Annotated in this window: 24 protein-coding genes, 4 tRNA genes and 1 pseudogene; 14 read left to right on the forward strand and 15 right to left on the reverse strand. The window is 57.1% G+C overall.

What is annotated here, in order from left to right:
- Window positions 1–6: 6 nt before the first annotated feature.
- The 4 genes from PBDP_RS21315 to PBDP_RS21330 form a co-directional block, all read right to left on the reverse strand.
- Window positions 7–1,335 (reverse strand): DUF8689 domain-containing protein, encoded by a 1,329-nt coding sequence (locus PBDP_RS21315; protein WP_109754419.1) that lies wholly within the window; start codon window positions 1,333–1,335, stop codon window positions 7–9.
- 2 nt (window positions 1,336–1,337) lie between these two features.
- Entirely contained in the window at window positions 1,338–1,868 is a 531-nt protein-coding gene (locus PBDP_RS21320; protein WP_212801283.1) for an A24 family peptidase, read from the reverse strand.
- Between the two features lie 26 nt (window positions 1,869–1,894).
- Complete coding sequence (locus tag PBDP_RS21325; RefSeq protein WP_109754421.1) at window positions 1,895–2,089, reverse strand: Flp family type IVb pilin; 195 nt, start codon at window positions 2,087–2,089, stop codon at window positions 1,895–1,897.
- 157 nt (window positions 2,090–2,246) lie between these two features.
- Window positions 2,247–2,441, reverse strand: coding sequence for a Flp family type IVb pilin (locus PBDP_RS21330; RefSeq protein WP_008070254.1), 195 nt, complete (start codon window positions 2,439–2,441; stop codon window positions 2,247–2,249).
- A 312-nt stretch (window positions 2,442–2,753) separates the two neighbouring features.
- Between PBDP_RS21330 and PBDP_RS21335 the strand changes: the two genes are divergently transcribed.
- The 6 genes from PBDP_RS21335 (at window position 2,754) to PBDP_RS21360 (ending at window position 8,151) form a co-directional block, all read left to right on the forward strand.
- Window positions 2,754–3,623: a response regulator transcription factor gene (locus tag PBDP_RS21335; RefSeq protein ID WP_109754422.1), complete on the forward strand. Its 870-nt coding sequence runs from the start codon at window positions 2,754–2,756 to the stop codon at window positions 3,621–3,623.
- 318 nt (window positions 3,624–3,941) lie between these two features.
- The gene (locus PBDP_RS21340; RefSeq protein ID WP_109754423.1) at window positions 3,942–4,970 is read left to right on the forward strand and encodes a zinc-dependent alcohol dehydrogenase; all 1,029 of its coding nucleotides are present in this window, start codon (window positions 3,942–3,944) and stop codon (window positions 4,968–4,970) included.
- Window positions 4,971–5,001: 31 nt separating this feature from the next.
- Window positions 5,002–5,676, forward strand: a complete 675-nt coding sequence (locus PBDP_RS21345) for a dihydrofolate reductase family protein (RefSeq protein ID WP_109754424.1) — start codon at window positions 5,002–5,004, stop codon at window positions 5,674–5,676.
- Entirely contained in the window at window positions 5,676–6,329 is a 654-nt protein-coding gene (locus tag PBDP_RS21350) for an HAD family hydrolase (RefSeq protein ID WP_109754425.1), read from the forward strand. The genes PBDP_RS21345 and PBDP_RS21350 overlap by 1 nt, the downstream gene beginning before the upstream one ends.
- 5 nt (window positions 6,330–6,334) lie before the next feature.
- Window positions 6,335–6,937, forward strand: coding sequence for a DUF1349 domain-containing protein (locus PBDP_RS21355; protein WP_109754426.1), 603 nt, complete (start codon window positions 6,335–6,337; stop codon window positions 6,935–6,937).
- Window positions 6,938–7,014: 77 nt separating this feature from the next.
- Window positions 7,015–8,151 (forward strand): MFS transporter, encoded by a 1,137-nt coding sequence (locus PBDP_RS21360; RefSeq protein WP_269154701.1) that lies wholly within the window; start codon window positions 7,015–7,017, stop codon window positions 8,149–8,151.
- A 64-nt stretch (window positions 8,152–8,215) separates the two neighbouring features.
- Here the strand turns inward: PBDP_RS21360 and PBDP_RS21365 are convergent, their stop codons facing one another.
- The gene (locus PBDP_RS21365) at window positions 8,216–8,647 is read right to left on the reverse strand and encodes an Lrp/AsnC family transcriptional regulator (RefSeq protein ID WP_060741195.1); all 432 of its coding nucleotides are present in this window, start codon (window positions 8,645–8,647) and stop codon (window positions 8,216–8,218) included.
- Between the two features lie 197 nt (window positions 8,648–8,844).
- Here PBDP_RS21365 and PBDP_RS21370 point away from each other — a divergent pair, with 197 nt between their 5' ends.
- From PBDP_RS21370 to PBDP_RS21385, 4 genes are all read left to right on the forward strand, one after another.
- Window positions 8,845–9,558, forward strand: a complete 714-nt coding sequence (locus tag PBDP_RS21370) for a YczE/YyaS/YitT family protein (protein WP_109754428.1) — start codon at window positions 8,845–8,847, stop codon at window positions 9,556–9,558.
- Between the two features lie 100 nt (window positions 9,559–9,658).
- A complete protein-coding gene (amrS, locus tag PBDP_RS21375; RefSeq protein ID WP_109754429.1) occupies window positions 9,659–11,143 on the forward strand; it encodes an AmmeMemoRadiSam system radical SAM enzyme in 1,485 nt (494 codons plus the stop codon).
- On the forward strand, window positions 11,140–12,285 hold the full coding sequence (locus tag PBDP_RS21380) for a trans-sulfuration enzyme family protein (RefSeq protein ID WP_116833168.1): 1,146 nt from the start codon (window positions 11,140–11,142) through the stop codon (window positions 12,283–12,285). Before amrS ends, PBDP_RS21380 begins: the two co-directional genes overlap by 4 nt.
- 62 nt (window positions 12,286–12,347) lie before the next feature.
- Window positions 12,348–13,604 (forward strand): aminotransferase-like domain-containing protein, encoded by a 1,257-nt coding sequence (locus PBDP_RS21385; protein ID WP_109754431.1) that lies wholly within the window; start codon window positions 12,348–12,350, stop codon window positions 13,602–13,604.
- A 66-nt stretch (window positions 13,605–13,670) separates the two neighbouring features.
- Here PBDP_RS21385 and PBDP_RS21390 read toward each other — a convergent pair whose 3' ends face one another.
- From PBDP_RS21390 to PBDP_RS21410, 5 genes are all read right to left on the reverse strand, one after another.
- Window positions 13,671–14,303 carry a LysE family translocator gene (locus PBDP_RS21390; protein WP_109754432.1) on the reverse strand — a complete coding sequence of 211 codons (633 nt, stop codon included), beginning with the start codon at window positions 14,301–14,303 and terminating at the stop codon, window positions 13,671–13,673.
- A 250-nt stretch (window positions 14,304–14,553) separates the two neighbouring features.
- Window positions 14,554–14,629: transfer RNA gene (locus PBDP_RS21395), tRNA-Gly, on the reverse strand.
- A 3-nt stretch (window positions 14,630–14,632) separates the two neighbouring features.
- Window positions 14,633–14,708: transfer RNA gene (locus tag PBDP_RS21400), tRNA-Glu, on the reverse strand.
- A gap of 104 nt (window positions 14,709–14,812) precedes the next feature.
- Window positions 14,813–14,888 (reverse strand) — tRNA-Gly (locus PBDP_RS21405).
- Window positions 14,889–14,890: 2 nt separating this feature from the next.
- A tRNA-Glu gene (locus PBDP_RS21410) sits at window positions 14,891–14,966 on the reverse strand.
- A gap of 373 nt (window positions 14,967–15,339) precedes the next feature.
- Here PBDP_RS21410 and PBDP_RS21415 point away from each other — a divergent pair.
- Window positions 15,340–16,098 carry a hypothetical protein gene (locus tag PBDP_RS21415; RefSeq protein WP_109754433.1) on the forward strand — a complete coding sequence of 253 codons (759 nt, stop codon included), beginning with the start codon at window positions 15,340–15,342 and terminating at the stop codon, window positions 16,096–16,098.
- A gap of 135 nt (window positions 16,099–16,233) precedes the next feature.
- On the opposite strand, the gene PBDP_RS30400 is transcribed toward PBDP_RS21415, so the two are convergent.
- The 4 genes and pseudogenes from PBDP_RS30400 to PBDP_RS21430 all read right to left on the reverse strand — a co-directional run bounded on the left by PBDP_RS30400 (window position 16,234) and on the right by PBDP_RS21430 (window position 20,667).
- A complete protein-coding gene (locus tag PBDP_RS30400) occupies window positions 16,234–17,115 on the reverse strand; it encodes a methyl-accepting chemotaxis protein (RefSeq protein ID WP_371128556.1) in 882 nt (293 codons plus the stop codon).
- 27 nt (window positions 17,116–17,142) lie between these two features.
- Window positions 17,143–18,201: pseudogene (locus PBDP_RS30405) on the reverse strand (HAMP domain-containing protein); the annotation flags it as partial.
- Window positions 18,202–18,311: 110 nt separating this feature from the next.
- The gene (locus tag PBDP_RS21425; RefSeq protein ID WP_212801285.1) at window positions 18,312–19,700 is read right to left on the reverse strand and encodes an aminotransferase-like domain-containing protein; all 1,389 of its coding nucleotides are present in this window, start codon (window positions 19,698–19,700) and stop codon (window positions 18,312–18,314) included.
- 205 nt (window positions 19,701–19,905) lie between these two features.
- Window positions 19,906–20,667: an SDR family oxidoreductase gene (locus PBDP_RS21430; RefSeq protein WP_109754436.1), complete on the reverse strand. Its 762-nt coding sequence runs from the start codon at window positions 20,665–20,667 to the stop codon at window positions 19,906–19,908.
- A gap of 226 nt (window positions 20,668–20,893) precedes the next feature.
- Here PBDP_RS21430 and PBDP_RS21435 point away from each other — a divergent pair, with 226 nt between their 5' ends.
- On the forward strand, window positions 20,894–21,898 hold the full coding sequence (locus tag PBDP_RS21435) for an NADP-dependent oxidoreductase (protein WP_163857329.1): 1,005 nt from the start codon (window positions 20,894–20,896) through the stop codon (window positions 21,896–21,898).
- A gap of 59 nt (window positions 21,899–21,957) precedes the next feature.
- Here the strand turns inward: PBDP_RS21435 and pyrF are convergent, their stop codons facing one another.
- Entirely contained in the window at window positions 21,958–22,656 is a 699-nt protein-coding gene (gene pyrF, locus PBDP_RS21440; protein ID WP_160893102.1) for an orotidine-5'-phosphate decarboxylase, read from the reverse strand.
- Window positions 22,657–22,947: 291 nt separating this feature from the next.
- On the opposite strand from pyrF, the gene PBDP_RS21445 reads away from it, so the two are divergent.
- Entirely contained in the window at window positions 22,948–23,706 is a 759-nt protein-coding gene (locus PBDP_RS21445; RefSeq protein ID WP_109754438.1) for a response regulator, read from the forward strand.
- Window positions 23,706–24,749 carry a sensor histidine kinase gene (locus PBDP_RS21450; RefSeq protein ID WP_163857326.1) on the forward strand — a complete coding sequence of 348 codons (1,044 nt, stop codon included), beginning with the start codon at window positions 23,706–23,708 and terminating at the stop codon, window positions 24,747–24,749. Before PBDP_RS21445 ends, PBDP_RS21450 begins: the two co-directional genes overlap by 1 nt.
- Window positions 24,750–24,792 lie beyond the last annotated feature (43 nt).

Here is a 24,792-nt window from a genome sequence, read left to right on the forward strand (position 1 = left end):
TCCAGATCAAAGGAAGTCGAGCTGAACGAAGTAGTTGTGCCAGGCCCATTCCAGTTCTTGCGGCAACAGGGGGCCGGAACCGCCCAGGTAACGCTGGCGGTCGAGCGCCATGTTCAACAGGTCACGGGGATGGCAAGGCACCAGCGGCATGCCTTCGCCTGCATACAGCCGCTGCAGGACATAGCGCACCAGCAGCGGATCGTAGGGGATGCCCAGGCGTTCGCACTCCTGGCGCCAGATGCGTTCGTACTCCTCGGGCTTGAGGTAGCCGAACTGCACTTTGTAGCCAATGCGCCGCAGGAAGGCCTCGTCGGCCAACTCGAGGGGATTGAGGTTGGTGGAAAACACCAGCACCAGGTCGAACGGCAGCTCGCAATGTCGGCCGCCCCCCAGGTTGATGAAGTCGCGCTTCTCCTCCATGGGCACGATCCAGCGATTGAGCAATTCGGCCGGGGCCATGCGCTGGCGGCCCATGTCATCGATGATGAACAGCCCGTTGCTGGCCTTGAGCTGCAACGCCGCCTGGTATTGCCGGGTGAACGGGTCGTAGCGCACGTCCAACTGTTCCATGCTCAGCTCGCCGCCGGTGATGACGATCGGACGTTTGCAGCACAGCAGCCGGCGGTCGATGCCTTCGTTGAGCATCAGGTTGTTCGCTTGGCCGTTGTCATCCAGGCGCTGATGCACCTGCGGGTCGTAGATCTCGATCACCGACTCGTTGATGACGATGGCATGGGGCACCCAGATGGCCTCGGCGAACAACCGGATCAATCGGCTGCTGACATAGGTTTTGCCCGTGCCCGCAGGGCCGTAGATCATGATCGCCCGCCCGGAATTCAGGGCGACGCCCAGCTGGTCGAGCATGCCTTGGCTCAGCACCAGGCCGGCCAAGGCCTGGTGCATGTCCTTGGCGGTGATGCGACCATGGTGAATGGTCTGGATCTTGATCAGCGAGCGATAGGTGCTCACCGGGAACGGGGCCGCGCCGATGTAGCCGCTGCGGGCCAGGGCATCGCGGGCCGAACTGCGGCCACGTTCAGTCAAGCCATAACGCAGCGTCTGCACGCCCGTTTGTCCCAACTGGCCCAGCACTTCGACGCGACCGTCCTTGCGCAGGAACGCCAGGACTTCTTCCAGTACCGCGCCGGTCAAGGCCAGGCGCTCCACCAGCCGAGTCATGTCCAGCACACCGGCATCGTGCAGATGCTTGCATACCAACTCACCCAGGAAACTGTCGGTCAGGCCGGTGTCGCGAATGGTGCATGGCTGTGGCGCCAGGCGTTGCACCGCTTCCCGTTCGCTGGGGTAGGCATCGCTATCGTTGATGACGTGCATGACTAGACTCCCCAGCCGCTGGCGACCAGTTGCCAGTAAACGCTGTTCAATGTGCCGATCAGGATCGCAATCGAATAAGGAAAGGGTTTGCCGGCCACTTCATCCGAAGTCGGCGCCAGATAAGACTGGGCGCGCACAATCAGCCAGTAGCGCCCCAGGGTCTGGAGCAGTTGGCCGCGGGCCAGGACGATCAGGAAACCGCATACACCGCCGGCGATCAGGCTGAACAGCGCCGCCCACAGTGCGTAATGAAAAGGCAGAAAGCTGCCGACCATGGCCATCAGCTTGACGTCACCGGCGGCCATGCCACCGACGGCGTACATGGGCAGGAACAGCCCGAAACAGATCAGCATGCCCAGCAGGCTATCGCCCAAGCCGCCGATCCCGTTGGTATAGACCTGGCCGGCCAATCCCAGGGCAAGGCCCAACAGGACCAGTGTGTTGGGAATGCGGTGGCGAAGCAGATCGCTCACCACCGCCACACCCAGCAGTCCTAGCAGCAGTACCGTCGACACCAGCAGTTCCATGGACATGATGCGTCTCCCTAGAGTGGTTTTCGTTAGCAGGCGACGTTGCTATTGACGACCTGGCATAGCGCCCGGATCTTGGTATCGACGGCGCCGCCCAGAAGGACGAATGCCGCCGCCACCAACACCGTGATCAAGCCACCGGCCACCGCGTATTCAACGATGGTCAGGCCGTCTTCATCTTTGGCGAACTTGCTGATCGAAGTACTTATTGTCTGGAGAGTCATGGCATGGACCTCACGCTCGTAAGTAGTACTGCTACGAACTTAAGTTGGAGGGGACAGCGCGAAGTCCATTTGATTTATTCGTTGTACTCACTGCAAAAGAGTCGCAAGCGTTATTCCTTGAGAGTTGCCGTGTCCCCGTCAACGCAAGTGGCTGCTGTCAGCAGGCAACGTTGCCGTTGACCGCCTGGCACAGCGCACGGATCTTGGTGTTCACGGCGCCGCCCAGGAGAACAAACGCGGCGGCCACCAATACGGTGATCAACCCACCAGCCACGGCGTATTCCACAATGGTCAGGCCATCTTCATCTTTGGCGAACTTCAGTACCGAAGCCTTGATTGTTTGAAGAGTCATTTCGCACACCTCATCGGGGTTGTTTTCTCAAGGGGCAGTACATTGCGAACTGCCTGATGCAACCCTAGTCAGCAGGTGGTGATAGCCGTTAGGAGGATTTTGCACATCGCTAGGATTTTTTTGCGGGGGCGAGAACGGCTGCGAGGTCGGAAAACCCATCCGTGCCGCAGCGCAAACGGGCGCTCGCCAGCATTGCGTGGCAAGGGATGACGCTAAAAGATCGAATTTTTATAAAAATTTATTCGGCGAAGTGATAGCACAGTGACAATACTGCTAGCTAAAGGGCAGAAAGAACCTGTGAGTAGTCGTCCTATGGCGTCAATCCCGACTGAAAAGCCGAAGCTGTTATGGTTCGATCTGACTCATGATCGGTCCACCCAGGAACTCGTCGCCCAGTTCCAGGACGCGTGCGACTGCACGCTGGCAAAAAACGCCATGCTGCCCAGCGGGGAACAGGTCGACATGATCTGCATCCACTTCGATCGCCCGGACACCCCAGGCCTGCGGCGCCTGCTGGAGATCAAGCGAACCGTTCCCACCATCCCCATCACCATGTTCACCGTGCAGCACTCCGAAGAACTGGCGGTATGGGCCATGCGCTCCAGCGTCTGGGAATACATGGTGTTGCCCCTGTCTGTCGCCGAGAGAAAGCGCTACCTGACGGCCGTGATGCAACTGTGCGAGCTGCGCCGCACTGCCAATGGTCGGGGAAAGACCTCGCAGATCGATCACTCCCCAACCCTGCCCGACAGCATCCGCCTGACCGCAGGACACCAGAAGCACCAGGCCCTCAGCCACATCATGCTGTACATCGACCAGCATTTTCGCGAAAGCATCGATCAGCGCGATCTGGCCAAGCGCTGTGGCATGACGACGTTTCGCTTCAGCCGGGTGTTCAAGGAAGCCAATGGGCTCGGCTTCACCGACTACGTGCTGAACAAACGCATGAGCTTTGCCAAGGAACTGCTCGACAACAGCCAGATGCCCATCACCAGTATCGGTTATGAAGCAGGCTTCAAGGACCCATCCTACTTCGCCCGCGCCTTCAAGCAATACGCCAATTGCACCCCCAGCGAATACCGTCTCGCGTACCAGATGCGCAGTGCAAGTCCTGCTGCGCCGCCTCCGGATGAGGCGGCCCTTGAAGCGATTGAAAACCTGGTGCATAGCCTTGAGGGATAAAAGGGGCCCTCACTTCCTTTAGTTCCATTGTGCCCGCGCACTTGTATCCAAATAATAAAATTCGCACCCGCCAGATTAGAAAAAACAATACATCCCCCATATTTACGGCGCCTGGGCCGCCAAGCTGAAACAACATGAATCATCATGTCGTTATCGGTAATTCTTTTTAGACTGAAACCAACTCTGCCAGCCTTGCATAATGCCGGCCGTTTCCAAATGGATTAACAGGTTTCGTCCGTGGACCGCTCCAGGTACAGCGGAGCGAGTTCTCTAGTTGGCATGTTTTATCCAAAAATCAAATAGAGCGCTGATGTATATATGAAGGCAATCAGTTTAGTGAGCGCGCAAAAGTTGAGCTTGGTGAGTCTCGACGAATTCAAAACGCTGCCCGCCGATGGTGTAGAAATAGAAATCGTCCTGTCCGGCATCTGCGGAACAGATTTGGCGGTATTGTCAGGGCGCGAAGAAGGACAGGTGGGAATCGTTCGTGGTCACGAAGCGGTCGGCGTCGTTGTCAATGTAGGAACAGATGTTACCCGCACGCGTAAAGGTATGCGCGTGGTTGTAGACCCCAATGAATATTGCGGCAATTGTGCGTACTGCAACTCAGCCAAAACCCATCTATGCAGTGGTGGTTCAAATGCGGGCCTGAACATCGCCGGGGTCAACAAGCACGGTACATTTGCAGAGCGATTTATCACACACGAGCGTTTTGTACACGGCATCCCGGACGACATGAGCTGGGAAACAGCCGTCTTGATTGAACCCGTAGCGTGCATCTTGAACAACATCGAGCAGGCGTCCATCAAGGCGGGAGATCGGGTGCTGCTTCTGGGATCGGGCCCAATGAGCCTGGTCGCACAAATACTCTTGCGCGGCATGGGCGTCCATACCCGTGCGACCGATTTGAACACCTTTCGAATTGAATTCGGGCACTCCTTGGGTTTGGACATCATTCATCCCCGGGACCTTGAGTGCCTTGGGCCAAACCAAGAAAAATTTGATGTCGTCATCGATACCGTGGGTAATCAGCTCGAAACCGCCGCCAGTAGAGTCAGCCGAGGCGGCAGGATTGTCCTGTTCGGATTTAACGGGGACTACAAATACTCGCTCCCTGCAAAGCATTTTCTGGTCAATGCCATCAGCATCATTGCCGCGGGCGAATACAACCAGCACTTTCCCCTGGCGCTGCGTATTGCCCATGGGCTTCCAGAACTTGGAAAACTGGTCACCCATCTCTATCCCCTGGAAGCGTATTCAGCAGTCTTTGACAGTTTGTTGAATGATCCTTGCGCCCCCACGATAAAAAGCGTCTTCACACCCAATCCCAAGCACCTGTCACGCTAAAACTCACAAGTACTCCAAGTGGACTCGCCTTATGAAAGTTACTGTATTTAGTCAGATCTCCATTGACGGCAAACTGACGCTCGGCAATGAAGCATCGAGCAAACCGCTTTTCCAGCACTTCGACGATGAGGACATGCGTTTTATTCACAAATTCCGTGGGGAAGTCGATGCGATCATGGTCGGGCGCAACACGATTATCACCGACGATCCCCAATTGACCAATCGCTACGGGAGTGGTCGCAACCCGGTTCGCATCATTCCGACGACATCGCTGAACTTTCCAGCGTCGGCAAAAATTCTAAGTTCTCCCGAGCGAACGATCATCGCGACCACAGAACAGGCTCGTGACCACGAGATGATCGAGCAAATCCGCGCCCATGGTAAAGAGGTACTTTTTGCGGGCAGCGCACGCGTCGATTTCAAACAGCTTTTCCCGATGCTGGAAGCCCGCGGAATAAATCACATCATGGTCGAGGGTGGCGGCCAACTGAATTGGCAGGTATTCAACCTCGACTTGGTCGACGAAATCATGCTCATGCAACTCCCCATCATTATTGGTGGAGCGGACACCACTACGCTAATAGATGGCGAAGGCTTTCAAGATATTGAAATGACCAAATCATTCAAGCTGCATGAATTTGAAGCACGCTCGAACTATAACTTTCTGCATTTCAAGCGCGCCCCTAAACAGCAGAGCGCACATTGATGCGGGCTATTCAAGGCTTCATTTTTGATATGGATGGCGTTCTGGTTGACAGTGAGCCCGTCTATATGAAACAGGAAAGAGACGCTTATTCGCGTCATGGCGTAGTGCTCGATGAGGCAGAACTGTCACGTTTTGTAGGCACTACGCAGCGTCATATGTGGAGTACCATCAAAACCGAATACGGGCTTGCGGATTCCCTGGACTGCCTTATGACGGAGCATCATCGGCAGTTAATGGAGGTGTTACATTCAACCCCCTTGCCTCCCATGCCAGGGGTGACAGAACTTCTCGATGCATTAAAGAAAGCAGGAATACCCTGTGCAGTCGCCTCCTCTTCACCTCGAGAACTCGTTGAACTGATTTTGCGTAACGCCGGGCTACGAACTTTTTTCAATGAAGTCGTTTGTGGCAATGAGGTTAAGCACAGCAAGCCAGACCCCGAGATTTTTCTCATGGCCGCCAAGCGCTTGGGTATTGCGCCCTCTTCCTGTGTGGTGATTGAAGACTCCGCCCATGGCGTGGCGGCGGCAAAGGCCGCCACCATGTTTTGTATCGGCTTGCTCAACCCCAACTCTGGGCGGCAGAACCTGAGTGCGGCGGATTTATGCGTGCACCAGCACAGTGAAATAAGCCATTGGTTTTCCGGGCGATAAAAAATATGAAAACACTGAACATTTCAGACTGGACTTGGATTAACGTACCCGAGCGATCGACCATCAGCGATCGGGAAATAATTATCCACACTTCGCCCGACACTGACTTCTGGCGAGGCACTTACTATGGCCTGGAGTATGACAATGCACCGGCCATCGTGGTTGCAAGCCAGGAACGCTACTGGACATTGAAAGCCAAGGTATCCTTTTCCTCAGATACCTACTTTGACCAATGCGGCCTTCTTATCTATCAAGATAAAGACAACTGGATGAAAAGCGGCATCGAGTATCAGAAAAACGGTTTTCAACAACTGTTCTCTGTCGTGACCAACAATGGTTTTTCGGACTGGTCCATGGCTGACTTCGATCGTGTCACCCAGACCATGTATTACCGACTGAGCCGAAGAGGCAGTGACTTCCTCCTTGAAAACTCCGTTGACGGGAAACAGTTCTGCATGATGCGGATGTTCCACTTGTTTCATGCAGAAGAACTTGTCCAATTCGGTTTCTTTGCCAGTAGCCCAGGCGATTCATCTTTCGCAGCACATTTCTCAGAGATTGAATGGACTGAAGGCTGTTGGAAAGAGCACGGCGCTCCACGTTTCTAATCTCAAGAGTTCTATACCTGATGCTGTCTGCGCTCCCCCCTAGTCGCCACGCGCTCTACGCTTGTTATGCCGCCATGATGTGTCTGGCCATGGCACTCAATTTTCTGCCGGTCTATCTGACCACGTTCAGTGATGCCTTCGGCCCCTCGTCAGGGCTGACAACGGAGCAACTGGGACGAATTCCCGCAGTCATGTTTCTCAGTTTCATAATCGCCATTTTGATCACCGGGCCATTGGCAGACAGAGGGAACGCCAAGCTGATCATTCTCTCTGGACTGATGACCACTGCAGCAGGCCTGGGCCTTATGGCTTTCGCCCCCTCCTATGCCTTCCTGCTACTGGCCGTTGCCATCATGGGTTTCGGTGCGGGTGTGCTGGATATGATCCTCAGCCCCATTGTCGCAGCCCTACAACCCGAACGCCGGAGTGCCGCCATGAACTGGCTGCATTCGTATTTCTGCATCGGCGCGGTAAGTGCCGTGCTGATCGCAAGCATAGCGTTGAAGTGGGATATTTCCTGGCGCATGGTTGCCCTGGGCTTGATCATTGCCCCGCTTGCAACCTTTCTATTGTTCATGCGATTAACCTTGCCGCCCCTGATACAGGAGCACGTGCAGCGTGAATCCATGCCCACGCTTATCAGGCAGCCCTATTTCATTGCCTGCATGATCGCGATCTTCCTGGGTGGGGCTACGGAAACGGGTCTGTCCCAATGGCTACCCGCCTTTGCTGAACAAGGGCTGGGCTATTCGAAAGAAGTGGGTGGCTTTGCGCTTGCCGGTTTTTCAGTGGGCATGGCCCTCGGGCGCATGGCCGCCGCCTTGCTGCACGAGCGAATACCCGCCGTTTCACTGATGCTGGGCTGCTGTGCCGTTACCGTCGTCCTGTTTTTCGTGATCAGTTTTGCCCCCAACCCCGCAATCGCGCTAACCGCCGCCATCGCCGCAGGCTTCTCAGGGAGTTGCCTGTGGCCAACGATGCTCGCCATTTCGGCAGATGCCTACCCTCAAGGTGGCGCAACCATGTTCTCTGTGCTGACTGCTGCGGGTAATGCCGGGTGCAGTCTGATTCCATGGCTCGTGGGGATTGTTTCAGCGCATTCGAATTTGCACATCGGTTTGTTGACGGTCACTCTCTGCCCCGCCGCCATGATGCTCTTACTCGTATGGATGTCTCGCTGGCCACATAGGCTTGCCCATCCGTCCCGGAATTAGCCATGGCCGGGGAGCGACCTTGTCGATCGACCACTCCCCAACCCTGCCGGACAGGCGCCCCGACTCACGGGGCGAGCTTTCTTCTCTCGATAGGAATGGACAGGACAATGCTGGTACGCGTCTCTCCGTACGCATTGATTTTCGCAATGATGTCCTCGATCTCAGCCATGGATCGGGCGTAGATCCGGATCAGATAGGAATCGTTTCCCGTGATGTGCAGGCACTCGACGACTTCGGGTATGTCGGTGAGTGTCGCGATCAATTTGGCTTTCGCCGGCTTGAGGGTGGTGATGCCGACAACAGCCGATATGCCATACCCCAGCTTGGTTGGATCTAACTGAGCGCAATAGCCCTTGATGACCCCTGAGTCTTCCAGTTTGCGCAACCTGTCATTGGTGGCAGGAATAGAAAGACCCGCGTGCTTGGAAAGCTCTGTGATGGAAATGCGACCACAGTCCTGTACCTTACCCAGGATTTTGACGTCTATACGATCCATGTGCGTTTTCCCCGGTTAAAAGTATAAAATTTAATGAAAAGCCCGCGTTTTTCATTAAAAAAAGCATGCACCAAAATAAAGCATGGCGCTAGTCTATTTCCAGCCTGAAAAACCTGAAAAGAACCGGGCAATCAATAGCCCTGCTCTTTAGCGTGACGCACTCATAATAAAATGTTCTCTCCAGGGATGGTGTTCGCATGGAAGATGAAAAAATAAAGTGTGGAAAAAAGTCATACTCTTTCGCCCATTACATTGGCACGCAAGTCCTAAGTCTTCGCAGCTTCAAGAAGGATCAGGTCCTGATGTACCTGACGGGTGTCTGTTTCTTTTCGCTGGGTGCCAAATGTTTCATCATCAGTCAACTGGGTACCGACCCATTGGACGTCCTGATCATCTCGATCGATAAAATACTTATGCTTGGCATGGGCATCTGCTCGGCGATCGTATCCCTCTTCTTCCTGACATGGTGGATGCTCTGGAACAAAAAATACCCGCCGATAAGTCCCTTCGTTACAACTACGCTGACAGGCCTGTTGATTGACCTCTGGACAGGGTTGGGACTCGGAGAGTATTTGATCGCCAGAATGAATGAGTACACGTTATTGGCGACGGGACTGATCTTGTGCGCCTACTCTTCCGCATTGATCATCATGAGCGGTATTGGCATCAGAATCATGGATCTCGTGGTACTGACCATGGTCTCCAAATGGGGCTGGTCCTTCACCAAAGCCAAAATGATCATTGAAATTGGCATCTTTTCCAGTGGTTGGCTGTTAGGCGGTCCCTTCGGCGTGGGAACGATTGCATTTCTGTTAGTGATCGGCCCGCTTATTCAACCCTTCATGAATATGAATGCCAAGCGCTTTTCACTCAAGAATCATGGATTGATTCGCGCTTCGTCCGCTTACTAATACCTATGAAGATAACTGCCGTCCATGGCGGCTGGATTATTTCGCCTCGACTTTTTTAACCGATGATATCGATAGCAACTTCCGTGATGAGGAGTGAGAGATGGACACTACAAAAAATAAAAACTGGACCTTGGAAAGCAGCCCGGCAAAACTGGAAGAAATCCTTCCAGGGGGCGCCGTCAAGTGTCATCTTTCCCCACGAAACTGTGTCATACAGGAAGGCAAGGTAGGTTTTTGCAAAGTGCGCGGAAACCGAGGCGGCAGACTCGTTACATTGAACTACGGCAAAGGCGTTCATAGCACAGAAGAAACGATTGAAACCGAAGCCGTTTTCCACTTCGCTCCTGGGGAGCGGATCCTGTCCCTGGGCAATATCGGTTGCATGCTCAACTGCGGCTACTGCCACAACTGGAAAACCTCACAAGCCAAGTATGTAACCGACAAGGATGTTTACTACTACACCCCTGAGCAGGTTGTGGAAACCGCACTCAAGCACGGAATACGTGTCATTTCCTGGACGTATAACGATCCCGTTGTCTGGCATGAATTCATCCTCGACACGGCGAAGCTGGCCAAGGAAGCGGGCCTGATCAACCTGTATAAATCGGCGTTTTTTATCAGTGAAGAAGCCATTGATGAGTTATTGCCGGTCATCGATATTTTTTCGATTTCGCTGAAATCCATTTCCCCGGAGTACTACCGCAAGGTCACAACCGGCTGGGTAGAGCCAGTCCTGGCCGGCATCAAGAAAGTCTATGACGCTGGCAAATACGTTGAGGTCAGTACCTTGATGGTGACCGACATCAGCGATGACGAGGAAACGGCCAGGAAAATCAGCCAGTGGGTACTCGATGAACTGGGCCCGAATGTACCGCTGCACTTCGTCAGGTTCCACCCCGACTACAAAATGAGCAACAGCATCCGTACCCCCGTGGACAGGCTGCTCAAGGCACGGGAGGTGGCTCGCAGCATGGGCGTCGAGCATGTCTATCTGGGCAACGTGAATGATGTCGAGGGCACCAATACCAGCTGCAACAACTGTAACGCCCTGCTCGTCACCCGCTACGGTTTGAACGCTGAAATCATCGGGCTGGACAGCAAGGGTTGCTGCTCTCAATGCGGGCACGATGCGCATTTCAAATTACTGGGCGAACACCAAGCCAACATCACTGTCGAGCTGCCAGAGGATGAACTGAGCGCTCACGAGAAGCGAAAGTTCGAGTGGCATGGGGATATCGTGTCGCTGCACGCCCAAGTGCTCAATACCGAAGATTTCGAACAGACCGTCTACCTGCGGCGTAATTATACGGACGGGCACAACAGCGATTGGAAATCACTGACGCTGCGGCCGCATGAAAGCTATCGATTCATTATTGCCAAGGCTCGCATCGATGAAACCGGTCCTGAGGTCTGGCTACCCAAAGGGGTGAATTCGAATCTTCATGAAGTATTCGACAGGGCTCACTTCCCGACAGAGTCGATTGAAGAAATTGGTATTTCGCAAAATGACATTACCCCGACCATTGGTTATGAGGGCAAGCAAAACATGTATGAACAAGTCATCAAACTGGTCAGCCAAGCATGAAAGTGTCGACTGAAATACTTCATATCAAGGTGGATGACCGGGACGCCCGTCCTTCGGTAACGCCCATTTATCAGTGCAGCGCTTTCAGCGCTGACTCGGCCTTCTTCTACTCAAGGAAGGCCAATCCCAATGTGACTGAACTGGAGCAGGTTGTCGCGTCCTTGGAGGGCAGCGAATATGCCCTGGCCTACAGCACCGGGATGAGCGCCATCTACATGGTGTTGGAACTGTTGAAACCGGGTGCTTCGCTGGTCATCAACAAATACATCTATGGCTGCTCTTATAAATTGTTCCAGCGGTATGCGGCCCGCATCGGCGCGCACCTGACGATTCTGGATCTCACCACACAAGAGGGGCTGAAGGCCTTGCCGGCGAACGTCGACATGGTCATTTTCGAAACACCGACCAACCCTTTCCTGAAGGACATTGATATTCATGCGGTCAGCAGGGCCGTCAAGCAAAACAACCCCCAGGCGCTGGTGGTCGTTGACAACACCTGGGCCACGCCGATCTTCCAGAAACCGTTGAACTTTGGCGCCGACATCTCACTGTACAGCGCAACCAAATACTTCTCTGGACACAGCGATGTCATGGGCGGCCTGGTTCTGGTCAACAATCAGACGATTTATAACCGTCTCCTTGAGGGTCGCTTTTATTCGGGCACGATATTAACCCCCAATAGCGCATGGTTGCTGCGCAGAAGCATGCAGACGTTCAACCTGCGCATGGAGAAACACAGCCAGACCACAGCAAGCATGCTCAACTATCTGCGCGAGCTGCCTTTTATTGAGCATGTCTATTACCCACGAATCGATGGCAAACAATTAACCGGTTATGGCGGCATCGTGTTTGTTGATATTCGGCCCGATCTGGTTCCCTTCTACAAAACATTCACCAGCGCGCTCAAATGGTTCGGCACGGGCACGGGAATGGCTTGCGTGACGTCGATGGTCGCCCAGCCCTTCAGTGGCAGCCATGCCTCGATGACGGACCAGGAAAAAGCGGACATGGGCATCGAGAAAGGCCTGGTCCGATTGTGCTTTGGCCTGGAGGACCTGGAAGACCTCAAGGAGGACCTGCTGCAAGCATTCGAAGCCATGGAGCACAAGATCGATCAAGAAAGCTCTGTCGATCCGGCCTAGCGAGTGTTGATCATGAGCAACGGGCCTTCGATGGCTCGTTGCTTTTTTATGGAGAAACGAAAGTGTCCAGCGCATTCGAAAACACGATATTCGAAGACCCCATCCTGAACGTCATCCACCTTCTAAACTCCATCGCCCAAGAAAACCCAGCGGCCATTTCATTGGCCTCCGGTCGCCCTGATGATAAGCAGTGCGACCCTTCGCTCATCGACAGGGGCCTGGCCCGCTATAAACACCACGTTGCCGGCACCGAGCATTCGCTGGCGACGCTGCTTTGCCAATATGGAAAAACCTCTGGAATCATCAATGAAATAATCGCCACCTATTTGCGGGTGGATGAAGGGATAACCGTCTCCAACCCTGAAAGCATTGTGGTGTGCATGGGTTTCCAGGAAGCCTGCACCTTGACGCTCCTGTCCATCTTTGAAGGCGGCGGTGTTTTGTTAGTGCCTGACCCGGTGTTTTCCGGGATCACGGGTATCGCAAAACTGCTGGGCATAAAAATAGTCCCCGTCCCCATGGCGACTTTTCTCGATCCGAGCGCCCTGCGCAAGATCGTTGAAAACCTTGAATCCCGAGGGGAAAAAACCAAAGCACTCTATGCCGTCCCAGACTTCAGCAATCCGACCGCCGACAGCCTTTCCTGCTACGCCAGGAGCGCCATGCTTTCCTTGGCCAGTGAAAAGAACTTTTTCATTCTGGAAGACACGGCCTACCGTTACTTCAGGTACGAAGGTGATGCCATTGCGTCCATGAAGTCCATCGACAGCAGTCGGGTGTTCTTGCTGGGCTCCTTTGCCAAGTCGATTTTTCCGGGCTTGCGCATGGGCTATGTGGTCGCCCCAGAGGGCCCTGGGGTCATGTCCTTCAGCGGCCGATTGTGCAAGGCCAAAAGCTTGATCACCGTCAACACCCCTGCCCTGTGCCAAGCGGTCGTTGCCGGCTTGCTGATCGAGAACGACTACTCGTTGAAAGGGCTGAACCACCCCAGGGTATTGTCTTATACGAAGAAAAGAAACCACATGCTTGAATGCCTTGAGCGGGAATTCCCACTCAAGGTCGGCGCCCAAAGAACGGTCAGCTGGAATCATCCGGCAGGTGGCTTCTTCGTCAATGTGCAACTGCCTTTCGTCTTTGGATACTCTGAAATGCGCGAATGCGCCAAGCTGTTCAAGGTGATTGTATTTCCCACCACCTTGTTTTCGCTGATGAATGAGGCTGCCACCCAGGTCAGGCTGTCGTTCAGCAATGCAACAACCTCAGAAATCACCCAAGCGATAAGCCGTTTCAAGGCATACGTCGAGTTCAGGCTGCAATAAAACGTCCTACGGATACCAAGGCTTATACATCGCTCGGCGAGGGATAAGCCTTGTGACTCTCCCGATTCAGGTTCCTGTGGCCAACATGACGCCGGTGGCCACCTGGTAGGCCCCGAGGATGGTGATGGTTGCCCCTGAAAGATAGTTGATCAACCTTAGCTTTGATTGAGCAATCCGCGCCTTGAAAATGGAGGAGAACCCGCTCAACCCCAACCACCAGGCAGCCGAGCCGAGGAATATACCTGCCACCATCGGCAGCACGGAGTACTGGCTGCCCTGATCACTGGCCATGCCGTCACTCAACGCGGCAAATATCGCGATGAACGACAAGATGGTCATGGGGTTCGACAGGGTCAGGAACAGCGTGGTCGAGTAGGCCTTGAACATATTGGCCCGCTCACCCGCCATGGCGGTCGCGCCACCTTTCGACCGTATTGTTTGATAGCCGATGTAGGCGAGGAACAGCCCACCAACGATACACAACCAAGGTTTAAAACTGATGAGCGTCGCAATGATGGCCGTGATACCCAGGGCGCCGATGAATCCATAGATCGAATCGGCGGTGGCCGCCCCCAATCCCGTCGCGAAACCGGCTCGCCATCCAAGCATGAGACTTCTCTGTATGCACAACAGCCCAATGGGTCCCACGGGGGCTGCAATGCAAAGCCCAATGACCATCGATTTAACAAAAATCAGCATAAGTGCACCTCCAGAATGGGTACTGGAAGGTTAGGAGAAGCGCTTTTTTTTAGGAATGAACTATTAATCTTCCTAAAGGTTTTGCCTTAAGTTTTGTATGAAGTACTCGCGCTTTACCTTCATTATTAAGGAAAAGCACCACAGCCCCCCTCAGACAGCGAAAATCACTGGCTAAAGGCACGTGAGCGCGGAAATGGCTTTTTCACGCGCATAAAAAAACGCCGCTCGATGAGCGGCGTTTTTTTGAATTTGGAGCGGGAAACGAGACTCGAACTCGCGACCCCGACCTTGGCAAGGTCGTGCTCTACCAACTGAGCTATTCCCGCAAATGGCGTCCCCTAGGGGACTCGAACCCCTGTTACCGCCGTGAAAGGGCGGTGTCCTAGGCCACTAGACGAAGGGGACACGCTGCCCGGAACACATGGTGTGTGTTCCAGTGCCCAGATCCGCCTCCGAAGAGTTGGTTCTGGTTTCACTCAGCTTTGCCCGAAAGCAACGCTGTTTAAAATTGGAGCGGGAAACGAGACTCGAACTCGCGACCCCGACCTTGGCAAGGTCGTGCTCTACCAACTGAGCTATTCCCGCATTGGCGTCCCCTAGGGGACTCGAACCCCTGTTACCGCCGTGAAAGGGCGGTGTCCTAGGCCACTAGACGAAGGGGACACACGTACAACATTCACTGCTTACAGCGTTTGGCTGAGTGCTTTACGCTGTAAGTGGCGCGCATTCTATGGATGGATTGAAGGGTCGTCAACCCCCAGATATAAATTTATTTAAATCAATGACTTCGCCCTGTTTAAGGGACGTATCCGGACATTTTGCTTGTCTAGTCTCTGGCGCCTATATTCTGTCACCCGCCGGGGCGCTATAGTCGCGCCCGGCAAATGATGGCAATGTGCACCCACCCGGTTGTGCTTCCTATAAACAGCACGACGCCCGTCTAATCGCGTCGCTCGGGCCTATGCGCTTAAAAGCCAAGCCACTACACTCATGACATGCGTACCCTAATAAAGAGGTCTTACCGGTGACACCACTCATGATCACCCTGCTCGTCGTAGCCGGGATCGCCCTGTTGATCGCCATTGGCTACATGAACCACGTGGTGGAGAACAACAAGCTGGAAAAGGCCCGCACCAAGGTAGAACTCAACGACCGGATGCGTCGCTGCGGCGAACTCACCGAAACCTTCCCCGGGCAGTTGATGACGCCGGCCCTGAAGTTGTTGATGACGCGCCTTGAGATGAATGTCTGCCAGCGCCTGCTGAACCTGGATAAAACCAATTCCGCAGTCAAGGCACGCCTGGACGAGCTGAGTGCACTGGCCGCCCAGGGTGAATCGATCCCGGTGAACAATCCGCCGGCGCCGATCCAGACCGAAGCCAAGGCCAAGGACGTACGTTTCCTGCTCGAGGCCTTGCACGGCCAGATCACCCGCGCCGCCCAGGATGGTTTCCTGCCGCCTAACGAAGCCAAGCGCTGGATTCGCGAAGTCCGACATATCCTGGTGCTGCTGCACATCGAGTTCTTCAACAACCTCGGCCAGCAAGCCCTGCAGCAAGAACAGCCTGGACAGGCCCGCCTGGCCTTCGAGCGCGGCGTGCAGTACCTGCGCAAGCAACAGGAACCCCAGGTCTACGCCGAACAACTGGCCTACCTGGAGAAACTCCTGGCCCGCGCCAATGCCCAGGTCCTGGCCAGCACCCAGCCGGTCGAAGGCGAGGTCAACCAGTTGACCGAAGGTTTGAAGGACGACGAAATAAACGACGAGTGGAAGAAGAAAAAGGTCTACGACTGAGGTTGGAGGGCCGGATCGGGTTCCCTTGTGGCGAGGGAGCTTGCTCCCGCTGGGCCGGTCCGACGCTTCGGGCGCGCTAGCCCTTTAGTGATGGGGGCTTCGCCCCCAAACGGGAGCAAGCTCCCTCGCCACGGCTTACAACTTGAAATGCCCCACCATCCCCTTGAGCTCAACCCCCAACTGCGCCAGCTCAATGCTGGAAGCGGCATTGCCGCGCATCGCCAGGGAGGATTGATCGGCACTGGCGCGTATGCTGGTGACACTGCGATTGATCTCTTCGGCCACCGAACTCTGCTGCTCGGCCGCCGCCGCGATCTGTTGGTTCATCTGCTGGATCAACGACACCGCTGCCGCAATACTGCCCAAGGCGCTTTCGGTCTGCAGTGCATCACTGACGGCCATTTTCACCAACTCGCCACTGCTCTGGATCTGCTGCACGGAAGCCTGGGCCGCTGAGCGCAAGGCGCTCACCAGTCGCTCGATTTCCTCGGTGGACTGTTGCGTACGCCTGGCCAATGCCCGCACTTCATCGGCCACGACCGCGAAGCCCCTGCCCTGCTCCCCGGCCCGGGCTGCCTCGATAGCGGCATTGAGCGCCAACAGGTTGGTTTGCTCGGCCACGCTCTTGATCACGCTCAGCACCGTACCGATGTTCTGGATCTCGGCACTGAGGCTTTCGATGCTGGAACTGGCCGACGTGGCCGAATCGGCCAATTGCTCGATGCGCACCATGCTCTGACGCACCACCTGCTGACCGCTTTCGACCTTGTCGTCGGCGGTCTGGGCCGCTTGGGCCGCTTCTTCGGCGTTGCGTGCCACGTCATGCACTGTGGCCGTCATCTGGTTCATCGCCGTAGCGACCTGCTCGGTTTCCTCTTTCTGGCTGCTGACTTCCAGGTTGGTCTGTTCAGTCACGGCCGACAGCGATTGGGCCGAATTGGCCAACTGCTCGATACCGGCCTGCAAGCCGCTGACGATACTGCTCAGCCCCGCGCCCATCTGTTGCATCGCCTGCATCAACTGACCAATTTCGTCCCGGCGCGTCACTTCGACCGTGGCGCTCAAGTCGCCCGCCGCAATCCGCTGGGCAACACGAATGACACTGCGCAACGGCGTCACGATCAGCCGGGTGATGACCCACGCCGCGATCAATCCCACCAGCAACGCCAAGGCCGACGAACCGATGATCAGCAGCGAGTTTTTCTTCAGTTCGGCCTGCATGGCATGGTCTTCGGCACTGAAGGCCTGGTCCACCCGCTCCACCACCTGGGCGGCGCGCTCGTGCAGTTGCTGGTAGACGACTTTTTCCTTTGCCAACAGACCGGTGTATTCGGCCAGTTGATCATTGAAACCGCCAATATGCCCGGCCACTTCATTCAGAACGGTCTGGTAACCCGGGTCCTTGACGGTGGTCTTGAGCGCTTCGGCCAGTTTCATCGCCTGCTCGGCCTGCTCGATGCTGCCTTGCCCGGCGCCCTCGACATTGCCCTTGCGGCTCTGATCCAAGCGGACCCGCGCTTCATTCATGGCTTGCAACATCAACCGCGACACTTCGCTGACCTGGTTGGCCTGCTCGATGAACTCGGCCCCCTCCTTGCCTTCGGTGTCTTTCAAGGTATAGGCGCCGTCATCCGCCAGCCCGGCCTGCAACACGTCCAGGTTATTGGCGACGCTGGACACCGACCAACTGGCCATTTCCAGCGCCAGGTCCTTGCTCTGGCTCAATCCGACAAATTCGTCGAACGCCTTGCGATACGCGGCCAGCGCCTGCTCCACGTCGTTCATCACTGGTACGTTGGCAGCCGACTGCACCTTGAGTTCGTTCGCCTGGGCCACCAGCCCATCGACACCCTGGCGCAGGGCGTCGGCGGTCTTGGGGTCGGAACGCGAGGCGTATTCCTGCTCCAGCAGCCGGACCTTGAGCAATCCGCTGTTGAGGGACGACATCTGTTTCAGGCCGTCGAATCGATAACTGATGGTCTGCAGGGACCAGACACCGATGGCCGCGACCACGGCGGTCAGCAGCAACACCAGGACAAACCCGATACCCAGTTTCTTTGCCATACCCAGGTTGGCAAAACGTCCTTGCACGGCCGAAATCATTGCGCTCAGTCCTCTGCCAGTGTGTGTTGATCGCAGATTCGCAACGAGACGCCCTGCAACACAAGATGCTGGCGTCGGAATAATGGCAAAAAGCTACAGCCGCGTCGTTTTCAGGACACTCGAGGTCGATCCAGAGCCGTGGCCCGAAAGAATGCCTGCGCTCTGGGGTCCCGGGCATAGGCCACGTTGATCCGTAGCCAGTCGCTGTCGGCGCCCGAAGGGCTGAACGCTGTACGCGAAGACAGCTGCACGCCGAACCGCTTGGCCAGGCGCTGCACTCCAGCGTAGTCACACAATGGCGGTCTTGCCCAGATGAAAAGCCCACCGGCCGGTTTGCCAAAGACCTCCCAGTCGGCGTCCTCCAATACCTGCAACAACACCCCCATATCGGCGCCCAGGCGCTGGCGCTGGCGTTGGACCAGCTTGCGATAGGCCCCATTGGCCAGGAGGCAGGCAAGGACCGACTCACAGAACCGCGACCCACCCATGCTGGTAATGCCCTTGACCTCGCTCAGCCGCGCGATGATGGATGGCCCGGCCACCACGAAACCGACGCGCAACGAGCTGCTCAGGGTTTTCGAGAAACTGCCCACGTAGACCACATCGGGATCCAGCGCCGCCAGCCGGGTCCGTGCCGAGCTCTGGAAGTCGCCATAAGCATCGTCTTCGATCACCAGCACGGCGTGTTCCTTCGTCAGTTGCAGCAGCCGTTGAGCGACGGCCGGAGCCAGGCTGCTACCGGTCGGGTTATGGCAGGCACTGTTGACGAACAACGCAGCAGGCCGGTGCATCGCCAGCAGGTCTTGCAGCGCATCGACGTCCGGGCCGCGCGGAGTCCTGGGCAGTTCGATCATGTCGATCTTGTGCAGCTTGAGCAGGTCGAACAGGTTTGAATAGCCGGGACTCTCCACCACCACACAGGAGCCTGGCGGCAACAGTGTCCGTACGATGAGGTCCAACCCATGGGTCGCCCCGGTGGTGGTCAGGATCAGGTTTTTATCGGCCTCGATACTGAATTGTTTCAGACGCCTGGACAGTTGCTCGCGCAGGGCGGGCAGCCCCAACGGCGTGCTGTAGTTGAACAACCCCGCCATGTCGGTACGGGTGACCTGACGGATCGCATAACCCAGGTCATCACTTTCACGCCAGCTCTCGGGCAGCCCGCCACACCCCAACTTCAATTCCCGTTGCGCGCTTTCGCCCCCATCGGCAAGCGCATCTCGCTGTCGATTCTGGTCAGTGGGCTCGTGCACGGGGGAAAGGGGTGGTGCGACAAAGAAGCTGGAACCATGGCGGGACGCCAACAGGCCTTGGGCGACCAGGCGTTCGCACGCTTCATTGACGCTGGACTGGCTGAGCAGGTTCTGCCGCGCCAGTTGGCGGACGGATGGCAGTCGAGTCCCCGGTTGCACCGCATCCTGTCGGATCCAGCCCGCCAGCCCGTCGACAATTTGCTGCACGACGGGCACCAGGGCCTGTCGGTCGATTCTCAATTCCATGAGTAACCAAGCTCCTAAGCGTTTGTTTTATTTCCGGAAACAGTTAAGCACAGGCCGCCGCCAGACGATGTAAGACAACAACATCAAAACCGCTGATTCTCACTCTTTGAAACACATTGATGGTCCCTTCCAAGAACTTTTGCGCCGCCCAAGAAAAAGCCCGCAACCAGTGCGGGCTATTTCCTACAGTCTTGGCAGACCGTCCTCAGAAAGCCGTAACCCCGCCGTCCACCGCCAGGGAATGCCCTGTGGTGAACGCTGCACCATCACTGCACAAATACAACACAGCGCTGGCGATTTCCTCGACTTTGCCAATACGCCCCACCGGGTGCATGGCATTGGCGAACTCGCCTTTTTTCGGGTCCGCCTCATAGGCACGACGGAACATGTCGGTGTCGATCACCGCCGGGCAGACCGCATTCACGCGGATTTTCTTCTTTGCGTACTCGATGGCGGCCGATTTGGTCAGGCCGATCACGGCATGCTTGGACGCTGCATAGATACTCATCTTCGGCGCGGCACCCAGGCCAGCCACCGAGGCCGTATTGACGATCGCGCCGCCGCCCTGGGCGAGCAATAGCGGCAACTGGTACTTCATGCACAGCCAGACGCCCTTCACATTGACCCCCATGATCGCGTCGAACTCATCAAGGGTACCGTCGGCCAACTTGCCCTTCTCGATCTCGATCCCGGCGTTATTGAAGGCATAATCCAGGCGACCGTAGGTATTGATCACCTCGTTCATCAGATGCTGTACGTCGCTTTCCAACGTCACGTTGCAGCGCACGAATACTGCCTCGCCGCCCGCCTCCCGAATCGACTGCGCCGTGCCCTCGCCGCCCGCCACGTCCAGGTCAGCCACCACCACTTTCAGGCCCTCGGCCGCGAACGCCAGGGCAGTGGCGCGGCCAATGCCTGCGGCTGCGCCCGTGACCACGGCGACTTGTCCGGAAAACGTCATGCTCATTGTCTGTTCCTCGAAGAATGCGGGGGATGCCGACAGTCTAGTCACAGGTCTCGAGGACGCGGCAGCACTATCCAATTGCCGTTTGAGCATTCATGGGCGCCAGTGATAAGGCCCTGGGGCGAACTATCACCGGCTTGGATCGAACTGCATTCGCTGGATCAGCAAACCTTGCGGCAAACGCTTCGAAGGTCTATCAACAAGACTCCATTCATCTTGAGTGCCAGCCATGACTGCCCAGACCAATCGCCAGTTCCTGCTCGCCAAACGCCCGGTAGGCGCGGCGACCCGTGAGACTTTCACCTATCGACAAGTCCCGGTCGGCGAGCCGGCAGCCGGCCAGATCCTGGTAAAGAACGAATACCTGTCCCTGGATCCGGCCATGCGCGGCTGGATGAACGAGGGCAAGTCCTACATCCCGCCGGTCGGCATCGGTGAAGTGATGCGGGCATTGGGTGTCGGCCAGGTGATCGCCTCGAACAACCCTGGGTTCGCGGTCGGGGACTACGTCAACGGTGCGTTGGGCGTGCAGGATTATTTCCTCGGCGAGCCAAGAGGTTTCTACAAGGTCGATCCGAAACTGGCGCCGCTGCCACGTTATTTGTCCGCGCTGGGCATGACCGGCATGACCGCCTATTTCGCCCTGCTGGACGTCGGCGCGCCCAAGGCCGGCGAGACCGTGGTGCTGTCGGGTGCCGCCGGGGCGGTGGGGAGCATTGCCGGGCAGATCGCCAAGATCAAAGGCTGTCGTGTGGTGGGCATCGCTGGCGGAGCCGATAAATGCAAGTTCCTGATCGATGAGCTGGGCTTCGACGGCGTCATCGACTACAAGAACGAAGACGTCCACGCCGGCCTCAAGCGCGAATGCCCCAAAGGCGTGGATGTGTATTTCGACAACGTCGGGGGCGACATCCTCGACGCCGTGCTCAGCCGTTTGAACCTCAAGGCCCGCGTGGTGATTTGCGGCGCCATCAGCCAGTACAACAACACGGAAGCGGTGAAGGGCCCCGCCAACTACCTGTCGCTGCTGGTCAATCGGGCGCGCATGGAAGGTTTCGTGGTCATGGACTACGCCGCGCAGTTCGCCGCCGCCGGGCAGGAAATGGCCGGCTGGATGGCCAAGGGGCAGCTCAAAAGCAAGGAAGACATCGTCGAAGGGCTGGAAACGTTCCCCGAGACACTGACCAAATTGTTCAGTGGGGAGAATTTCGGGAAACTGGTACTTAAGGTCTAGTCACAAAACACCTGTGGGAGCGGGCTTGCTCGCTCCCACAAGGGATCTTCAGGGTTTACTCAGGCCAGCTCGGCCACGACCGCCGCCAACGCCTTGGCCGGATCGGCCGCCTGGCTGATCGGACGGCCGATCACCAGGTAATCGGACCCAGCGTCCAATGCCTGGCGCGGAGTCAGGATACGACGCTGGTCGTCCTGGGCGCTGCCCGCCGGGCGAATCCCCGGGGTCACCAGTTGCAGCGACGGATGGGCCGCTTTCAAGGCGCTGGCTTCCAGGGCCGAACAGACCAAGCCGTCCAGGCCGGCCTTCTGCGCCAGCGCCGCCAGCCGCAGCACCTGCTCCTGAGGCTCGATGTCCAGGCCGATCCCGGCCAGGTCCTCGCGCTCCATGCTGGTCAGCACGGTCACGCCGATCAGCAACGGTTTCGGCCCACTGCGCTGGTCCAGCACTTCACGGCAGGCTGCCATCATGCGCAGGCCGCCGGAGCAATGCACGTTGACCATCCACACGCCCATCTCCGCGGCAGCCTTGACGGCCATGGCGGTGGTGTTGGGGATATCGTGGAATTTCAGGTCCAGGAACACTTCGAAACCCTTGTCACGCAAGGTCCCGACGATTTCCGAAGCGCAACTGGTGAACAGTTCCTTGCCGACTTTGACCCGGCAGAGCTTGGGGTCCAACTGGTCGGCCAACTTCAGGGCGGCGTCACGGGTAGGGAAATCCAGGGCGACGATAATGGGCGTCTGGCAGGCGGACATGAGCGGGCTCTCAGGCAAGTCGAAATCGGCGCGCATTGTAGCGGAACCAGCGCCCGTGCGGGACCCGATAATCGGTAAATCATCATCGCGTCCAGAGCAGCATGGACGATACCGGCCTTTGTGTCTAAGCCGATACATTCATGACATGCGCGCAACACGCCGACACGCTACCGTCTGGCGCCGCAACCCGTCCTTTCAGCGCTTCACGCCCTGCGGCGCGAAGCCTATGCTGAAGCCTCAACCTCGCCGCCTTCTTTGCGGTTGGCAGCTTACCTGGCAGATGATGCATCCATGCAGAACACCCCTGTTGCAAATTCTGACGATCAAAAAGTGCCCGACGATGACAAGCGCTGGAGTACCCGCGCGCTGATCGTCGATGACGATGTGCCGATCCGCGAGCTGCTGATCGATTACCTGGCCCGCTTCAGCATACGGGCCAGCGGCGTGAGCGATGGCGCCGCGATGCGCCAGGTGATGCAGGCCGAGCACTTCGACGTGATCGTGCTAGACCTGATGCTACCGGGGGAAGACGGTCTGCAACTGTGCCGCTGGCTGCGTGCAGAATCGGACATCCCGATCCTGATGCTCACCGCTCGCTGCGAGCCCACCGACCGCATCATTGGCCTGGAACTGGGCGCCGATGACTACATGGCCAAGCCGTTCGAACCCAGGGAACTGGTGGCGCGTATCCAGACCATCCTGCGCCGGGTGCGCGACGACCGTACCGAGCAGCGGGCCAATATCCGTTTCGACAACTGGCGGCTCAACAGCGTGCTGCGCCAACTGATCTCCGCCGACGGGCTGGTGGTGCCGCTGTCCAACGCCGAGTTCCGCCTGCTGTGGGTCTTCATCGAACGGCCGCGCCGGGTGCTCAGCCGCGAACAACTGCTGGACGCGGCTCGCGGGCGCTCCATCGAGGCCTTCGACCGCAGCATCGACCTGCTTGTATCGCGCCTGCGCCAGAAGCTGGGCGACGACCCCAAGGCCCCCCAACTGATCAAGACCGTGCGTGGTGAAGGCTACTTGTTCGACGCCCGGGACATCGGTTGATGCGACTGCGCCTGGACTCCCTGTTCGGCCGCCTGTTTGGCGTGCTCCTGCTGGCGATTGTCCTGGCGCACCTGTTGGCCTTTGCCTGGTTTTTCCATTACGACCAGCCACCACCCGGGCCGCCACCTGGCATGAACCAACAAGGCGAAGCCCCTCCGCGATATGGCCCGCCCCCCAACCGTCCACCACGTCCCTGGTTCGGTGGCCCGGTGGTGCCGTTGACCTTTCAATTCGTGTTCCTGATCGTCGCGGCCTGGTACGGCGCCAAACTCCTGACCCGACCAATCCAGCGCCTGAGCGAGGCGGCCGAGCGCCTGAGCGAAAACCTCGACAGCCCGCCGCTGGATGAAAACGGGCCCCGTGAGGCGCGTCAGGCGGCGCATACGTTCAACCTGATGCAGAAGCGGATCCGCGAGCAAGTGCAGCAACGTTCGCGCATGCTCGGCGCCGTGTCCCATGATCTGCGCACGCCGCTTTCGCGGCTCAAGTTGCGCCTTGAGCAGATCGATGACGTCAAGCTGCAAAGCCAGATGCGCCAGGACCTGGACGACATGATCGGCATGCTCGATGCCACCCTCACCTACTTGCACGAACAGCGCACCAGTGAAGAGCTGCAATGGATGGATGTGCAGGCCTTGGCGGAATCGTTGAGCGAAAACGCCCAGGACCGGGGCGCCGATGTGCACGTCAGCGGCAGCTGCGCCCCCCTGCGAGTACAACCGATGGCGCTGCGCTCGTGCCTCAACAATCTCATCGACAATGCCCTGCGCTACGCCGGCCATGCAGAGATTACCCTGGAGGACCAGCCTCAACGGGTTCTGATCCGGGTCATCGACCACGGTCCCGGTATTGCCGCAGACAAACGCGAAGCCGTGTTCGAGCCCTTCTATCGCCTGGAAGGCTCGCGCAACCGAAATTCCGGCGGTGTTGGCCTGGGCATGACCATCGCCCGGGAAGCCGCCGAACGCCTGGACGGACAATTGACCCTGGAAGAGACGCCAGGGGGTGGGTTGACGGCGGTGATCAGCCTGCCTCGTACGTGAGAACACACCTATCACCTGTGGGAGCGTCGATCTGAAGGTTTTG

The sequence above is a fragment of the Pseudomonas sp. St290 genome (genome assembly GCF_018325805.1).
GTDB lineage: Bacteria > Pseudomonadota > Gammaproteobacteria > Pseudomonadales > Pseudomonadaceae > Aquipseudomonas > Aquipseudomonas bijieensis.

What these genes read in the sequence shown, in the direction of transcription:
- PBDP_RS21445 (WP_109754438.1), top strand. Translation starts at nt 22,948, where the DNA reads ATGCAGAACACCCCTGTTGCAAATTCTGACGATCAAAAAGTGCCCGAC.
- PBDP_RS21315 (WP_109754419.1), bottom strand. Translation starts at nt 1,335, where the DNA reads ATGCACGTCATCAACGATAGCGATGCCTACCCCAGCGAACGGGAAGCG.
- PBDP_RS21380 (WP_116833168.1), top strand. Translation starts at nt 11,140, where the DNA reads ATGAAAGTGTCGACTGAAATACTTCATATCAAGGTGGATGACCGGGAC.
- PBDP_RS21345 (WP_109754424.1), top strand. Translation starts at nt 5,002, where the DNA reads ATGAAAGTTACTGTATTTAGTCAGATCTCCATTGACGGCAAACTGACG.
- PBDP_RS21330 (WP_008070254.1), bottom strand. Translation starts at nt 2,441, where the DNA reads ATGACTCTTCAAACAATCAAGGCTTCGGTACTGAAGTTCGCCAAAGAT.
- PBDP_RS21390 (WP_109754432.1), bottom strand. Translation starts at nt 14,303, where the DNA reads ATGCTGATTTTTGTTAAATCGATGGTCATTGGGCTTTGCATTGCAGCC.
- pyrF (WP_160893102.1), bottom strand. Translation starts at nt 22,656, where the DNA reads ATGTCCGCCTGCCAGACGCCCATTATCGTCGCCCTGGATTTCCCTACC.
- PBDP_RS21355 (WP_109754426.1), top strand. Translation starts at nt 6,335, where the DNA reads ATGAAAACACTGAACATTTCAGACTGGACTTGGATTAACGTACCCGAG.
- amrS (WP_109754429.1), top strand. Translation starts at nt 9,659, where the DNA reads ATGGACACTACAAAAAATAAAAACTGGACCTTGGAAAGCAGCCCGGCA.
- PBDP_RS21450 (WP_163857326.1), top strand. Translation starts at nt 23,706, where the DNA reads ATGCGACTGCGCCTGGACTCCCTGTTCGGCCGCCTGTTTGGCGTGCTC.
- PBDP_RS21350 (WP_109754425.1), top strand. Translation starts at nt 5,676, where the DNA reads ATGCGGGCTATTCAAGGCTTCATTTTTGATATGGATGGCGTTCTGGTT.
- PBDP_RS21335 (WP_109754422.1), top strand. Translation starts at nt 2,754, where the DNA reads ATGGCGTCAATCCCGACTGAAAAGCCGAAGCTGTTATGGTTCGATCTG.
- PBDP_RS21320 (WP_212801283.1), bottom strand. Translation starts at nt 1,868, where the DNA reads ATGTCCATGGAACTGCTGGTGTCGACGGTACTGCTGCTAGGACTGCTG.
- PBDP_RS21340 (WP_109754423.1), top strand. Translation starts at nt 3,942, where the DNA reads ATGAAGGCAATCAGTTTAGTGAGCGCGCAAAAGTTGAGCTTGGTGAGT.
- PBDP_RS21370 (WP_109754428.1), top strand. Translation starts at nt 8,845, where the DNA reads ATGGAAGATGAAAAAATAAAGTGTGGAAAAAAGTCATACTCTTTCGCC.
- PBDP_RS21365 (WP_060741195.1), bottom strand. Translation starts at nt 8,647, where the DNA reads ATGGATCGTATAGACGTCAAAATCCTGGGTAAGGTACAGGACTGTGGT.
- PBDP_RS30400 (WP_371128556.1), bottom strand. Translation starts at nt 17,115, where the DNA reads ATGCAGGCGATGCAACAGATGGGCGCGGGGCTGAGCAGTATCGTCAGC.
- PBDP_RS21430 (WP_109754436.1), bottom strand. Translation starts at nt 20,667, where the DNA reads ATGAGCATGACGTTTTCCGGACAAGTCGCCGTGGTCACGGGCGCAGCC.
- PBDP_RS21360 (WP_269154701.1), top strand. Translation starts at nt 7,015, where the DNA reads ATGTGTCTGGCCATGGCACTCAATTTTCTGCCGGTCTATCTGACCACG.
- PBDP_RS21425 (WP_212801285.1), bottom strand. Translation starts at nt 19,700, where the DNA reads ATGGAATTGAGAATCGACCGACAGGCCCTGGTGCCCGTCGTGCAGCAA.
- PBDP_RS21435 (WP_163857329.1), top strand. Translation starts at nt 20,894, where the DNA reads ATGACTGCCCAGACCAATCGCCAGTTCCTGCTCGCCAAACGCCCGGTA.
- PBDP_RS21415 (WP_109754433.1), top strand. Translation starts at nt 15,340, where the DNA reads ATGATCACCCTGCTCGTCGTAGCCGGGATCGCCCTGTTGATCGCCATT.
- PBDP_RS21325 (WP_109754421.1), bottom strand. Translation starts at nt 2,089, where the DNA reads ATGACTCTCCAGACAATAAGTACTTCGATCAGCAAGTTCGCCAAAGAT.